Source organism: Sphingomonas paucimobilis NBRC 13935 (assembly GCF_000739895.2).
In the GTDB taxonomy this organism is placed as follows: domain Bacteria; phylum Pseudomonadota; class Alphaproteobacteria; order Sphingomonadales; family Sphingomonadaceae; genus Sphingomonas; species Sphingomonas paucimobilis.
This window is the reverse complement of the sequence record NZ_BBJS01000020.1, coordinates 14564-29739: the sequence shown is the minus strand read 5'-3', so window position 1 is coordinate 29739 and position 15176 is coordinate 14564. Positions and strand designations below refer to the sequence as shown.

Annotated in this window: 9 protein-coding genes; 6 read left to right on the top strand and 3 right to left on the bottom strand. The window is 63.4% G+C overall.

The genetic code is table 11. The features are described 5' to 3' along the window. On the top strand, positions 1 to 1070 hold a 1070-nt coding region (locus SP6_RS08125; RefSeq protein WP_042468831.1), incomplete at its 5' end, for a TonB-dependent receptor domain-containing protein. A 464-nt stretch (positions 1071 to 1534) separates the two neighbouring features. Beyond that, a complete protein-coding gene (locus SP6_RS08120; RefSeq protein WP_007403843.1) occupies positions 1535 to 4612 on the top strand; it encodes a TonB-dependent receptor in 3078 nt (1025 codons plus the stop codon). A 70-nt stretch (positions 4613 to 4682) separates the two neighbouring features. Here the strand turns inward: SP6_RS08120 and clpB are convergent, their stop codons facing one another. Continuing rightward, on the bottom strand, positions 4683 to 7262 hold the full coding sequence (clpB, locus tag SP6_RS08115) for an ATP-dependent chaperone ClpB (RefSeq protein WP_042468829.1): 2580 nt from the start codon (positions 7260 to 7262) through the stop codon (positions 4683 to 4685). 215 nt (positions 7263 to 7477) lie between these two features. On the opposite strand from clpB, the gene SP6_RS08110 reads away from it, so the two are divergent. The 4 genes from SP6_RS08110 (at position 7478) to SP6_RS08090 (ending at position 13578) form a co-directional block, all read left to right on the top strand. Further along, positions 7478 to 10345, top strand: a complete 2868-nt coding sequence (locus tag SP6_RS08110) for a M16 family metallopeptidase (protein ID WP_037567818.1) — start codon at positions 7478 to 7480, stop codon at positions 10343 to 10345. A 25-nt stretch (positions 10346 to 10370) separates the two neighbouring features. Next, positions 10371 to 10670 (top strand): hypothetical protein, encoded by a 300-nt coding sequence (locus SP6_RS08105; protein ID WP_007403747.1) that lies wholly within the window; start codon positions 10371 to 10373, stop codon positions 10668 to 10670. A 240-nt stretch (positions 10671 to 10910) separates the two neighbouring features. Further along, positions 10911 to 12713 carry a DUF885 domain-containing protein gene (locus SP6_RS08100; RefSeq protein WP_007403925.1) on the top strand — a complete coding sequence of 601 codons (1803 nt, stop codon included), beginning with the start codon at positions 10911 to 10913 and terminating at the stop codon, positions 12711 to 12713. Between the two features lie 355 nt (positions 12714 to 13068). Continuing rightward, the gene (locus SP6_RS08090) at positions 13069 to 13578 is read left to right on the top strand and encodes a DUF2335 domain-containing protein (RefSeq protein ID WP_007403687.1); all 510 of its coding nucleotides are present in this window, start codon (positions 13069 to 13071) and stop codon (positions 13576 to 13578) included. Positions 13579 to 13580: 2 nt separating this feature from the next. Here the strand turns inward: SP6_RS08090 and SP6_RS08085 are convergent, their stop codons facing one another. Continuing rightward, complete coding sequence (locus SP6_RS08085; protein ID WP_037567812.1) at positions 13581 to 14636, bottom strand: 5-(carboxyamino)imidazole ribonucleotide synthase; 1056 nt, start codon at positions 14634 to 14636, stop codon at positions 13581 to 13583. 4 nt (positions 14637 to 14640) lie between these two features. Next, entirely contained in the window at positions 14641 to 15099 is a 459-nt protein-coding gene (gene purE / locus SP6_RS08080; protein WP_007403674.1) for a 5-(carboxyamino)imidazole ribonucleotide mutase, read from the bottom strand. Between the last annotated feature and the right edge of the window lie 77 nt (positions 15100 to 15176).

Here is a 15176-nt window from a genome sequence, read left to right as displayed (position 1 = left end):
AGTTCGGCGCGATCTTCAAGCCGATCCGCCAGGTCTCCTTGCGGGGCACCTACTCGCGCGGTTTCCGCATCCCCTCGTTCGGCGAGGCGAATGCGCTGCCCACCACGGGTTACGTGACCCAGCAGCTGAGCAGCATCCCGGCGGCGTTCCTGCGCCAGTACAGCATCAATCCGGGCGCCAATCAGATCTGTTCGGCGGCGACCCCGCAATTCTGCTCGGCCTATATCGCCAACTATTCGATCGGCCAGACGACGCTGGCGTCGCAGAATCTCGACCCCGAAAAGTCGCGCAGCTTCACCGCCGGCATCAAGGTCGATCCGGTGCGCGGCCTGTCGCTGACCGTCGACTATTACAACATCCGCAAGACCGGCGCGATCACCACCCCCGACCTGTCGCCCGCCATCGCCGCTTATTATGCGGGTGGCGCGATCCCGGCCGGGTTCGAGGTCATCCCGGATGCCGTCGACGTCAACAACCCGACCGCCACGCCGAAGATCGCCTTCGTCCGGTCGCAGCTGATCAATGCCCAGACGATCAAGTCGGAAGGCATCGATTTCGGGGTCAACGGCTTCTATGACTTCGGCTCGTTCCGCTGGAACACCAACCTGAACGCCAGCCTTATCCTGGAGCTGAGCACCACGGTGGACGGCGTGCGCCAGACCTATGTCGACACGCTGGGCAACTTCAACCTGACGGCCGGTTCGGGCACGTTCGAGTGGAAGGGCAACTGGGTCAACACCTTCGACTTCGGCGACTTCGCGCTGACGGGAACGGTCAACTACACCTCGGGCTATGACCTGTCGGCCATGGACCAGGGCGATGCTTACAAGGATTGCGGCCAGGCCCCGGCCTATTTTGGCTGCCGCGTGAAGAGCTACATCACGGCGGATGCGAACGCGTCGTTCAAGGTCAACGACAACTTCACCTTCTACGTGAACGTGCTGAACGTCTTCAACCGCCTGCCCCCGATCGATCCGGTCACCTACGGCGCGTACCTGTACAACGCGGTGCAGGGTGGCGATGGCATCTTCGGCCGCCAGTTCCGCGCCGGCGCCAAGTTCAACTTCTAACCCCAGGGTTCGCTCTCGCGAACCTTACTTGGGGGCGGTTCCTTCGGGAGCCGCCCCTTTTTATTGATTCGGACGATTAGCTCGTTGTCGGTTCAAAGGCATGTCTATCGATGTGTATTATTGCTATATGTTACTACTGCGCCAATGATCGAAATTTCGGCAATTAAAGTGAGGATATGCCCTCTTATAAGACATAATAAGTCATAATTGGCTGTTTATGTTGCATTAATGTATCAAGGCTTTTTAAAAAATCGAATACTATATAGTTTTTCCTTGGCGGGGCGCCGTCACCTCTCTGACATAGATTTGTCATCGACCAGCGCGGCGGTGAACAGATTGTGAACAGCGGTCGTTAGAGGGGGATTGTTGACATGATGAATCGCGCATTTTTCATGCGGGCCATATTGCGTACGGGTACGGCCCTGCCAGCATTGACAGTTTTGAGCGTAGGCAGCAGCGCGGTGATGCTTGCGGCTCCGGCGGCGGCGCAGGATTTTACGCAGGTCAACGCGACGGGCAAGATTCAGGGCACCGACGGCAAGGCGATCGCCGGAGCCTTGGTTACGGTGACGTCCAACTCGCAGGGCTTTTCGCGCACCGTCACGACCGATGGCGATGGCAGCTATCGCGTCTCGGCCCTGCCACAGGGTAGCTATACCTTCACGATCAGCGCGGACGAGTATGAAAGTTTCACGGACAAGGCCGTCGTTCTAAGGCAGGGCAATGCCGCGAACGAATTCGCACTGTCTCCGACAGGTGATACGGCAGGTGATGTGGTCGTGACGGCTGGACGCATCCGCGTGTCCGACTTTGACCGTAATACGGTCGGCGCCGTGATTCCGATCGGTGAGTTAGCCACCCGCGTTCCGGTTCAGCGTGATCTCACGTCCGTCGTCCTGCTCGCCCCCGGTACGGCTGCCGGCGACACGGCTTTCGGCAATCTACCGGCGGTTGCCGGCTCTTCGGTTTCGGAGAACGTCTTCTTCATCAACGGGTTGAACATTACCGAACTCCGCAAGGGACTGGGATCGGTCACCGTTCCCTTCGAATTCTACGACACCATCGAAACCAAGGTCGGGGCGATCTCAGCAGAATTTGGTCGCTTTTCGGGCGCGTTCGTGAACGCCACGACCAAGTCGGGCGGCAATAATTTCCATGGCGGATTGCTGTTCAACTACGAGCCGAATGCTCTACGTGAAACGCGACCCAATACGCTCTACGATTATAATCGCGCCGATTATCGCGATTCCAAGCAGACTAATATTTATCTGTCGGGGCCGATCATCAAGGATCACCTGTTCTTCTACGGTCTCTATCAATCCAATGATACGCGGACCGGGGATACCTATCTCAACAGCAATCCCAACACCGTCATTCCAGTCTTTAACCAGAATGGCGTCCAGACCGGCACCCAGACGATCGTACCGTTCAGCACGGGCAACGTCCGGACGACGACGCGGACGAGTTCGCCATTCTTTGGCGGCAAGATCGATGCAGTGATCGTTGACGGTCAGCGTCTGGAATTCACCTACTTCAACACCAAACAGACGCGCTACGACGACAATTTCGCGGTCGTCGATGCCAATGGTGGTACCTATGACAGCCGTACCGATCCGGCCGGTGCCTTTACGGGGCCGTATCGCGCAACGTCGGTCATCCTGTCCGGCGGCGAGAATTATGTCGCTCGGTACACCGGGCAGTTCACCAAGTGGTTCACCTTGTCCGCCGCCTATGGCCGGAACAAGAATCGTGACATCGTGACGCCGTCCAACACCGTTCTGCCTTCGGTATCGGACTCGAGCGGCCAGTTTACCCCGGCACTGATCGGCAATCCCGCGAATGTCATCAATGAAAACTCGGATACCCGCACCTTCTATCGCGCGGATGCCGACATTTTCGTCAATGCGTTGGGCAGCCATCATTTCCGTGGCGGCTATGACCGTGAAGAACTGACCAGCGTCGCTGTCACGCGTTACACCGGCAACGTGGCCTGGAATTATCAATTTTCCGGTGCCAGCGGTACGGATTACGCGCCGCCCAATACCCTGTATGTGTCGGGTCGTACCTTCGTGAACGGTGGTACGTTTAACACGCTGAACGAAGCCTTTTATCTTCAGGACAGCTGGAGTCTCTTCCAGGATCGGCTGAACTTCAACCTGGGCGTCCGCAACGACCGTTTCAGCAACAACAATGTCGCCAACGAGACCTATTACAAGTCCGGCAACCAATGGGCTCCGCGCCTGAACTTCTCCTTCGATCCGGTCGGTGATCGACGCACGAAGGTGTTCGGCTTCTATGGTCGTTATTATCTTCCGGTACCGACCAACACGAACATCCGCCTGGCCGGTGCGGAACTCGACTATACGCGGTATTTCCGTGTGGCGGGCGTCGGCGCGAACAATGTGCCGGTGCTTGGCGCTCCGCTCAACTTCGCCACGGCGCAGCCTTGCCCGGACACGCAGGTCCGCAATTGCGAGCTGATCTCGGATGGCAATCCCACGCCGACGGCGGCGACGGTGTCGCAGAATTTGAAGCCCCAATCGCGTGACGAATTCATCCTGGGATATGAGCAACGCCTCGGCGATCGGTGGAAGGTCAGCGCGTTCGGCACGTATCGCAAGCTGAACGAGTCGCTCGAGGACGTAGCGATCGATGCCGCCGTCCTCAATTATTGCCAGCAGCAGAATATCGCGGGATGCGGATCGATCTGGACCGGCTTCCATCAATATGTGCTGGTCAATCCCGGCGCGGCGGGGCGGATCACGCTTTCCGATCCGGTCAACGGCGAAACCAGCTTGCGTACCGTCGACTTTACGGCAGCACAGCTGGGGTATCCGAAGGCCAAGAGCGAATATAAGGCGGTAACGCTAGCCGTTGAGCGCGAGTTCGACGGGGTGTGGAGCCTTAACGCCAACTACACCTATGCCAAGAACATCGGTAATATCGAAGGCGGCATTCGTTCGGATAACGGCCAGAGCGACTCCGGCCTGACGACCGCATTCGACCAGCCTGGTTTGACTCTGGGAACTTATGGCTATCTGCCGACGGATATTCGCCATAACCTCAAGGTCTTTGGCTCCTACAAGATCGCCGACTGGTTCACGCTGGGCGCCAATGTCATTGCCCAGTCCCCGCGCCATTATGGTTGTATCGGTCGCGTGCCGAGCCGCATTGACCGGTTTGCAGGCGCTTATGGTGCGGCAGGCTTCTTCTGTAACGTGGTGAATGGCCAGATCGTGACCGATCCGGCAGCCGGTTCGGGGACGCCGTCGCAGAGCAATCTGCGCCTGACGCCTCGCGGTTCGGTGTTCGCGGGCGATTGGCTGACCCAGACCAACCTGACCATGGCGTTCACGTTGCCTGCTGAACTGTACAAGGCCACGTTGCGCGTCGACGTGTTCAACTTGTTCGCTGAGAAGGCGCGGATTGATTTCCAAGAAAACGGTACGCAGAATAACGGCAATCCGCGGGGCGATTATCGCTATCCTTCTTCTTATCAGGCACCACGTTCGATCCGATTGCAGCTCGGCTTCGACTTCTAACCCTAGAAATCCTCACAGACTCCAAATCCGGGGGCGGTTCCTTCGGGAGCCGCCCCCTTTTTCTTGAGGTTTACGCGACCGACAGCGTCAGCTTCCCGTCACCCTCGTCGACCGTGACGGTGGAGCCGTCCTTCACCTCGCCGCGCAGGATCGCCTCGGCCAGTGGGTCTTGAAGGTGCCGTTGCACCGCACGGCGCAGGGGCCGGGCACCATAGACCGGGTCGTAGCCCACCCGGCCCAGCCATTCGCGCGCCGCATCGGTCAGGTGCAGGCTGATCTTGCGATCGGCGAGCAGCTTGGCGACGCGGGCGACCTGAATGTCGACGATCGGGCCCATATGGCTCTGGCCCAGCCGGTGGAACAGGATGATCTCGTCCAGCCGGTTGAGGAACTCGGGGCGGAAATGCGCGCGCACGATCTCCATCACCTGCGGCTCGACGCTCTCGACACTTTGCCCGTCATCGACCGCCGCCAGATACTGGCTGCCGAGGTTCGAGGTCAGGATGATGAGCGTGTTCGAGAAGTCGACCGTCCGGCCCTGGCCATCGGTCAGGCGACCGTCGTCCAGCACCTGGAGCAGCACGTTGAACACGTCGCCATGCGCCTTCTCCACTTCGTCGAACAGCACGACCTGATAGGGCCGCCGCCGCACCGCCTCGGTCAGTACGCCGCCTTCCTCATAGCCGACATAGCCGGGAGGGGCGCCGATCAGCCGGGCGACGCTGTGCTTCTCCATGAACTCGCTCATGTCGAGGCGCACCATCGCGGACGGATCGTCGAACAGGAATTCGGCGAGCGCTTTGGTCAGCTCGGTCTTGCCGACCCCCGTCGGCCCCAGGAACAGGAAGGATCCGAGCGGCCGATTGGGGTCCTGCAAGCCCGCCCGCGCCCGGCGGACGGCGGTGGAGACGGCGCGGACCGCATCCTCCTGCCCAATAACCCGTGCGCCCAGCACTTCCTCCATGCGGAGCAGCTTCTCGCGTTCGCCCTGCATCATCCGCTCGACCGGCACGCCGGTCCAGCGACTGACCACGCCTGCAATATCGTCGGCGGTGACTTCCTCACGCAGCATCGCGCCCTCGGTCGCGGACTGCGCCTCGGCAAGTTGCTTTTCCAGTTGCGGAATGCGGCCATAGGATAGCTCCCCGGCCCGGGCGAGGTCGCCCGCGCGCTGTGCCTGTTCCAACTCGATCCGCGCTTGGTCGAGCTGTTCCTTCAGCTTGGCCTCGCCCGCGATCTTGTCCTTCTCGGCCTGCCAGCGCTGGGTCAGTTCGGCCGATTGCTGTTCGAGATTGGCGAGTTCCTCCTCCAGATGCTCGAGCCGATCGATGCTGGCGGCGTCGCTCTCACGACGCAGCCCCTCGCGCTCGATCTTCAGGCGCAAGATGCGGCGGTCGAGCGTCTCGATCTCCTCGGGCTTGGACTCCACCTCCATGCGGATGCGGCTGGCGGCTTCGTCCATCAGGTCGATCGCCTTGTCGGGCAGGAAGCGGTCGGTGATGTAGCGGTTGGACAGGGTCGCCGCCGCCACCAGCGCGCCATCGGTGATGCGGACGCCGTGATGGAGTTCGTACTTCTCCTTCAGCCCGCGCAGGATCGAGATGGTGTCCTCGACCGTGGGTTCGCCGACGAAGACCGGCTGGAACCGCCGCTGAAGCGCGGGGTCTTTTTCAACGTACTTGCGATACTCATCCAGCGTGGTCGCACCGACGCAGTGCAGTTCGCCGCGCGCCAGTGCAGGCTTGAGCAGGTTGGAGGCGTCCATCGCCCCGTCGCCTTTCCCAGCACCGATCAGCGTGTGCATCTCGTCGATGAACAGGATGATGTCGCCCTCGGCGGCCTTCACCTCGTCGAGCACGCCCTTCAGCCGTTCCTCGAACTCGCCGCGATATTTGGCACCGGCGATGAGCGAACCCATATCAAGCGCCATCAGCTTGCGGTCTTTCAGCGTATCCGGCACGTCGCCATTGGCGATACGCAGCGCGAGGCCTTCGGCGATCGCGGTCTTGCCGACGCCCGGCTCGCCGATCAGCGCGGGATTGTTCTTGGTCCGGCGGGCGAGGATCTGGATGGTGCGACGGATCTCTTCGTCGCGGCCGATCACGGGGTCGAGCTTGCCATCCTTGGCCGCCTGGGTCAGGTCGCGGGCGAATTTCTTGAGCGCGTCATAGCGATCCTCAGCCCCCGCCGTATCGGCGGTGCGGCCCTGACGCAGTTGTTCGATCGCGCCGTTCAGCGCCTGGGCATGGACGCCGCCCGCCGCCAGTGCCTTGCCGCCCGCCGTGGTCGAGGCCAGGGTGAGCGCGAGCAGCAATCGCTCGACGGTGACGAAGCTGTCGCCCGCCTGTTGCGCAATCTGTTCGGCCTGGTCGAGCACGCGGACGAGATCATTGTCCAGGCCGGGCGAGCTCTGCGCGCCCGAGCCGGAGACGGCCGGAATCTTGGCGAGCGCGGCATCGGTCTCGCGCTCGACCCGCTTGGCATCGCCCCCCGCCGCCTGGATCAAGCCGGCGGCCATGCCCTGATCGTCCTCGATCAGCGCCTTCAGCAGGTGTTCGGGGGCGATACGCTGATGGCTGTTGCGGATCGCCACGGTCTGCGCGGCTTGCAGAAAGCCTTTCGCACGGTCGGTGAATTTCTCGATGTTCATCTGGAATTCCTGTCGCTTTTCAGGTCAGATGGTGTTGCTTATTTGCAACACAAGGGGCGGTCGCACTTCCGGTCCCGCCAAGATGGGGAAGCCGTTTCGATTGCGAAAGGGTAATTGCCCCCCATGTGGTTGAAATTCCGTCCGTCGTAGCGGATTGCGGTCCGCAGAGTGCCCGCTATGCTCGGACCATATACCGAGTGGGGAGACTCAAAGAGATGCGTATCAAGTCCGTGGCGCTGGCCGGCGTCGCCGCCCTGGCGTTCGCCGTGCCGGGTCAGGCCGTTCTGGCGCAAGCCGTGCCCGCCAAGGCGGCCGCCGCCAAGCCCGCGCCCGTCGCCACGCTCGTGAAGGCGGTCGACATCCCCTATCAGACCTTCACCCTGCCCAACGGCCTGCGCGTCGTCGTCCATACCGACCGCAAGGCGCCCGTCGTCGCGGTCAGTGTGTGGTATGATGTCGGCTCCAAGCATGAGCCCAAGGGCAAGACCGGCTTTGCCCATCTGTTCGAACATCTGATGTTCAACGGATCGGAAAACGCACCGGGCGATTTCTTCGCACCGCTCAAGTCGGTGGGCGCCACCGACTATAACGGCACCACCTATTTCGACCGGACCAACTATTTCGAGACGGTGCCGACCGCCGCGCTCGACCGAGCGCTGTTCCTGGAATCGGATCGCATGGGTCATTTGCTCGGCGCGGTGACGCAGGACGTGCTCGATGAGCAGCGCGGCGTCGTCCAGAATGAAAAGCGCCAGGGCGACAACCAGCCCTACGGCCTGACCCAGTACAAGATCCTGTCGGGGCTGTTCCCCGCCGGCCATCCTTACGCCCACTCCACCATTGGTTCGATGGCCGATCTTGACGCGGCGTCGCTCGACACGGTCAAGGACTGGTTCCGCAGCCATTATGGCCCGAACAATGCCGTGCTGGTGCTGGCCGGCGATATCGATGTCGCGACCGCCAAGCCCTTGGTGGAGAAATATTTCGGTGACATCCGCAGTGGGCCGGAAAGCGTCCTGCCGACGGTGACGATCCCGACGCTGCCCGCGCCCGTCAACGAAGTGATGAAGGACCGTGTCGCGGCGGTCATGATCAGCCGCAACTGGGCGGTCCCCGGCCTGAACGATCCGGAAAGCGCGCCGCTGGTCGTCGCGGCTTCGGTACTGGGCGGACTCGCTTCGTCGCGGCTCGACAATATCCTGGTCAAGCAGGAGAAGCTGGCGGTGCAGGTCTCGGCGAGCGACCGTGTCTTCTCGCAGGTCGGCATGTTCAACATTACCGCGATCGTCCGCCCTGGCGTCGACCCGGCGCTGGTCAACAAGCGGATGGAGGAGATCCTTGCCGATTTCCTGAAGAACGGCCCAACCGTCGACGAAGTGAAGCGTGTCGCGACCAGCATGGTGTCGAACCGTGTGCGCGGGCTGGAATCGGTCGGCGGTTTCGGCGGCAAGGCGGTCGCCTTGGCCGAGGGCGCGCTCTATTCGAACGATCCCGGCTTCTACAAGAAGCAGCTCCAGGCGATCGCCGCGCAGACGCCCGCGACCGTGAAGGCGGCGGCGGACAAGTGGCTGTCGCGGCCGGCCTATACGCTGACCGTCGTGCCGGGCGCGCGTGACGCCTATGAGGAGGCGAAGGTCCCGCCGCGCGCCGATGTGCCCGCCGCCCCGGAGCAGCCGGTCAAGGGCACGCGTGGACCCCTGCCCGAGGTGGGTGAGGTCAAGCCGCTGAGCTTCCCCGCCGTCCAGCGGACCCGCCTGTCGAACGGGGTGGAACTGGTCTATGCGCAGCGCACCGCCGTGCCGGTGACGCAGATCGCGACCTCGTTCGATGCGGGCCTGGCCGCCGATGTGCCGGGCAGACTGGGCACCGAGCGGATGATGCTGGGCCTGTTGGAGGAGGGGACGACCCGCCGCAACTCGATCGCCATCGCCGAGGAGCAGGAGCGGCTGGGCGCATCGATCGGCACCGGCGCGTCCAACGACCGCACCACCGTCGACATGAGCGTGCCGAGCGCCAATCTGGCGCCCGCGCTCGACCTCTATGGCGATGTGATCCGCAACCCGGCCTTTGCCGAGACGGAACTGGCGCGCGTCAAGGCGCAGGTGCTGGCGGGCATCAAGCAGGAACTGACCAGCCCGCAGGGGCTGGCGAACCGCGTCCTCCCGCCGCTCGTCTATGGCCCGACCAGCCCCTATGCCAAGGCGCAGGGCTTGGGCGATCCGCGCGCGGTGGCGGCGCTGACCCGCGCCGATCTGGTCGCCTTCCACCAGGCCTGGCTCCGCCCCGACAAGGCGAAGATCTTCGTGACCTCGGACCGTCCTTTGGCTGAGGTGAAGGCCGCGCTTGACCAAGCATTCGCCGACTGGCGCGGCGCGGGGGCGGCGGGGACGAAGAGCTTTGCCGCCGGCACGCCCTCGGCCCCGAAGATCGTCCTGATCAACCGGCCCGACAGCCCGCAGTCGATGATCCTGGCCGGCGCGCCGACGCCGCTCAAGGGCACGGACGACATGCTGCTCGTCAACACGGCGAACGATGCGCTGGGCGGCAGCTTCCTCAGCCGGATCAACACCGATATCCGCGAGACCAAGCATTGGTCCTACGGCGTGCGGGGTGGTTTCCAGACCTCCGAATATGCCGCGCCCTATGTGATGTCGGCGCCGGTCCAGGCGGACAAGACCGGCCCGTCGATCGCCGCGCTGCGCACCGATGTCGCCGAATTCCTGACGACCAAGCCGATGGACCAAGTGGAATTCGACCGGGCGATCACCGGGGCGATCCGTTCGCTGTCGGGCAATTTCGAGACCTCGGGCGCCGTCCTGTCGGCCATGCAGACCAACGATCTGCTGCGCCGGCCCGACAATTACTATGCGACGATCACCCCGCGGTATCGCGCGATGACGGTGGGCGAACTGAACAAGTCGATCCAGGCGGCGTTGGACCCGAAGGAATTTGTGTGGGTCGTCGTCGGCGATGCCAAGTCGGTAAAGCCCCAGCTTGACGGGCTGGGCCTGCCGGTCGAAGTGGTTGAGGCCGCCGACGTGGCGGGGGCGGCACCGGCCGCACCGGCCGGCGCCGGCCAGTAACGCCGGGTCAGCAAGGAGAGCGAAGATGGCCGATATCGACGGCACCTGGAACTGCACCGTGAAGTCGCCGCTGGGTGACCAGGACATGACGCTGACGGTCACGACCGAGGGCGATCGTTTCACCGGCTCCGGCGGTGGCCAGATGGGGGCGATGGATATCGAAGGCGATGTGTCGGGCAACACCATCAGCTGGAAGATGTCGATCAACTCGCCGATGCCGATGACGCTGGATTGCGAGGCGACCGCCGATGGCGATACGCTGACCGGATCGGTGGGCGCGGGCGCGTTCGGCAGCTTCCCTCTGTCGGGGACGCGCGCGGGCTGATCACCGCGCCGTGATTTGGGGAAGGGCGGTGCGTCGGGATGGACGCGCCGCCCTTTTCTTTGGGTGGGGCGTGGCCTTCGACTTCGCTCAGCCTGAACGGCCGCTGGGAATGAGGTCTGGATACCTAACCCCGTTCAGCCTGAGCGAAGTCGAAGGCCAAGGGCTGAAGCCGCCACATAACCGGTTCAATTCCCGCCAAATCCCGTTACGCTGCCCCAAAGAACCAAAAAGGGGACAAGCATGATCGACCGGCGGCATTTCCTGGGGGGCACGGCGGCACTGGCCGTGGCGGCGGGCAGCGAGGGCGTCGTCGCCCAGAATACGCCTTCCACCCGGCTGACCGCGCTGTTCGACACGCTGGTCCAGGAACAGTTGCGCCGCAGTCCGGAAGGGGCGACGAGCCTGGGTCTCGACACCGGCGCCAATGCCGATCTGCGCGGCAAGCTCTCGAACCAGTCGCCCGCGGGCCTCGCGGCGGCGAAGGCAGCGACCAAGGCCGATCTGGTGCGGCTGCAGGCGATCGACCCCGCCACCCTGTCACCCGAAGAGCGTATCGATCTGGAATCGATACTCTACACCCGCCGCTCGGCTGAGGCGGTGCAGGCCTTTGACTTTGGCGGCTATTCCTATGGCCCCAGCCCCTATGTCGTGTCGCAGCTATCGGGCGCCTATCAGTCGGTGCCCGATTTCCTCGACACCAAGCACAAGATTGCCACGGCCGGCGATGCCGATGCCTATCTGATGCGCCTGCGTGCCTTTGGCCGGCAGATGGAGGCGCAGACCGATCGGATGCGCCATGACGCAGGGCAGGGCGTGGTGCCGCCCGACTTCATCCTTGATCTGGCGCTCGAGCAGATGGGCAAGTCCCGCCAGCCCGCGAGCGAAGCGCTGGTCGTCCAGTCGCTCGCCCGCCGCGCCGCCGAAAAGGGGCTGGGTGATCGCTATGCGCAGGCCGCCGCCAAAATCTATGAGACGGAGGTGCTGCCCGCGCTCGACCGCCAGATCGCCTATGCCAAGGAGCTTCGCAAGCGCGCCACGCATGACGCCGGTGTGTGGAAGTTGCGCGAAGGCGCAGCCTATTATCCGGTGGCGCTGAAGGCCAATACGACGACCAGCTTCTCGCCCGACGAGGTCCACCGCTTTGGGCGCGACCAGGCGGCGATGCTGTCCGCCCGGCTGGATGCGCTGCTGAAGAAACAGGGCTTTACCAAGGGGACGGTCGGCCAGCGCATGGCCGCGCTCTACAGGAATCCCGACCAGCTCTATCCCAACACCGACGAGGGCAAGCGCGCCGCCATCGCCTATTGCAACGCCCGGCTCGACGCGATCCGCACCCGCCTGCCGCAAGTCTTCGAGCGTATCCCGCCTTATGGTTTCGAGGTGCGGCGCGTGCCGCCACAGACCGAGGCGGGGGCGGCGGCGGCGTTTGCGCAAGGGCCGGCGATCGACGGGTCGCGCCCGGGCCTCGTCTATTTCAACCTGAAGGACAGCGCCGACTGGCCCAAATTCTGTCTGGCGACGACCGTCTATCACGAAGGGCTGCCGGGGCATCAGATGGAGGGCGGCTTGGCGCTGTCCAACACGCGGCTGCCGCTGATCCGCAAGATCAACGGTTTCTCGGGCTATGGCGAGGGCTGGGCGCTCTATGCCGAGCAACTGGCCGACGAGATCGGCATGTATGACGACGATCCGCTGGGGCAGCTCGGCTATCTGAAATTCCTGCTGTTCCGCGCCAATCGCTGCGTGGTCGATACCGGGCTGCATCATCTGCGTTGGACCCGCGAACAGGCGATCCTCCACTTCGTCGAGGCGGAGGGGGAGGCCGAGGGCTTCGCCACGCGCGAGGTCGAGCGTTACTGCGTCAACCCGGGCCAAGCGGCGAGCTACAAGCTGGGCCATTCGGTCTTCGTCGACATTCGCGATCTGGCGAAGAAGCGACAAGGTGACCGGTTCGACCTGAAGGCGTTCCACACCGCCGTGCTGCGCCATGGCCGCGTGCCGCTCGACGTGCTCCGCCGGATCGGGGAGCAATGGGCGACTTGACGGTCGAAGTTTGCCCGTTCAGGGCGCATTTACTGGTATGCCGTACCCTGTCTGGATATATTGTCAGGACCGGTGTGCACGTCCATATGTATGTAACCATGAAGAGGATGCGGACCATGACTACGTTCCATCGCCGCCTCCGTCGACGGAATGCCGGTACGTTGATGTTGGTGGGGGCTGCGACCCTCACCCTCGATCAGGGCCTCAAAATGCCAGCGCGGTCCCAGGATAAGCAAGCGATGGCGAGTGACTGGGACGCCGTGGGGCGTTATTTGCACCACGCGGTCGACCGGGCTGCTGATCTGCCGGTGGTACGTTAAGCCCCATGGCCATTTCGGCTGAGGGAAACCGTCCAATGCTCGAACCGGGACAGCCGGACGATCAGGCTTTCCCCGCCACGATACAGGTCGATGTGCGCGAACCGCAAACTTCGGAATTTCTTGAGCAATTGGCGCCTCTCATCCCCGCCGAGAATCTTCCTAAGGCGGAGACGATCATCGCCGAGTTGACGATGCGCCATTCCGGACCTCTGCCGCCCGCGCGGGAACTGGCGAATTACAAGGCCGTAGACGAGAGCTTTGCCGAGCGGATCATGCGGATGGCCGAGCGGGAACAAGCGGCCAGACATGCTATGCCGGGCGAGTTTCTGAAGCGGGAATATGCGCTCAAGTCGCGTGGACAACATTATGCCCTCGCGCTGGCGATCTGCATTTTGGTGTTTGCAGGATATCTCGCCTATCTCGGCGATAGCGAGACGGCGGGCAAAGTCGCCATCGGAACGCTGGTCGGGATCGTGGGCATTTTCGTGGTTGGTAAGGCTGCCGATATTTATGGTGAGCGCAAAGCCGACGATAAGCCCGAGTAGGGTTACCGCGCCACCCGCGTAATATGCCCCATCTTGCGGCCGGGCCGGGCTTCGCCCTTGCCATAAAGGTGCAGATGCGCGCCCTTTTCGCCGAGCGCCGGTTCCCAGGCATCGTCGCCGATCAGGTTTTCCATCTGCACCTGCGCCCCCGTCAGCGACGTATCGCCCAAAGGCAGGCCGCAAATGGCGCGGATATGGTTTTCGAACTGCGAGGTTTCCGCACCCTCGATCGTCCAATGGCCCGAATTGTGGACGCGCGGCGCCATCTCGTTGAAGACGGGGCCGTTCGCGGTTGCGAAGAACTCGCAGGCCAGCACGCCGACATAGCCCAGCTCTTCGGCGATGCGCAGGGCCAGGGCAGTCGCTTCCTCGGCTTGGGCGGCGATCTCGGCCGGTGCGGGCAGGGTGGAGGTGCGCAGGATCGCGTCGCGGTGGACATTGTGCGGCGGGTCGTAGCGGACAGTGGTTCCGTCTAGGCCGCGCGCGACGAGAATCGAGAATTCGTGGGTGAAGTCGATAAAGCCTTCCAGCACCGCCGGGCCGCCGATCGCTTCCCAGGCGGCGGGGGCATCGGCCATCTCGCGGATCAGCGCCTGCCCCTTGCCGTCATAGCCGAAGCGGGTGGTCTTCAGGATGGCGGGGCAGCCGATCCGCTCCAGCGCGGCGGTCAGGTCGGCGGCGCAGTTTACCTGGGCCCAGGGGGCGGGACGACCGCCAACCTTCTCGACAAAGCTCTTCTCGGCGATCCGGTCCTGCGCGACGCGAAGCGCTGCGGGGGCGGGATGGACGGGCACGCGCTCGGCCAGCCATTCGACCGGCGTGACGTCGACATTCTCGAACTCATAGGTCACGACGTCGCAGGCCGCGACGAAATCGGCCAGCACGACCTTGTTGTGATAGTCGGCACGGGTGAGCGAAGACGCGGTCTGTGCCGCCACGCTCTCTTCATCGGGGGCCAGCACATGGGTGCGATAGCCGAGCTGCGCGGCGGCCACCGCGAGCATCCGGCCCAACTGTCCACCACCCAGGATTCCGATCGTCGCGCCCGGCTTCAACATGACTTTACCCTTGGGGATCGTTGGCGACGCTGTCGGTCTGGCGCTGACGCCAGGCCTTCAACCGCTCGGCCAGGCCTTCGTCCGAAAGCGACAGGATCGAGGCGGCGAGCAGCCCCGCATTGATCGCGCCAGCCTTGCCGATGGCGAGCGTGCCGACAGGAATGCCGCCGGGCATCTGAACGATCGACAGCAGGCTATCCATGCCCTTCAACGCCTTGGATTCGACCGGCACGCCGAGGATGGGAAGATGCGTCATCGAGGCGGCCATGCCCGGCAGATGCGCCGCACCGCCTGCACCCGCGATGATGACCTTGATCCCGCGATCGGCGGCACCCGTGGCGTAATCATACAGGCGCTGCGGCGTGCGATGCGCGGAGACGACGCGGGTCTCATGTTCGACGCCCAGCGCTTCCAGCGTCTCGGCGGCGTGCCGCATGGTTTCCCAGTCCGACGTGGACCCCATGATGATTCCGACCGAAACCATATCCGTTGTTCCGCCTTAGCCCCTTTGGCCCCGGTGCCGGGAAGCGCGCTGACTAG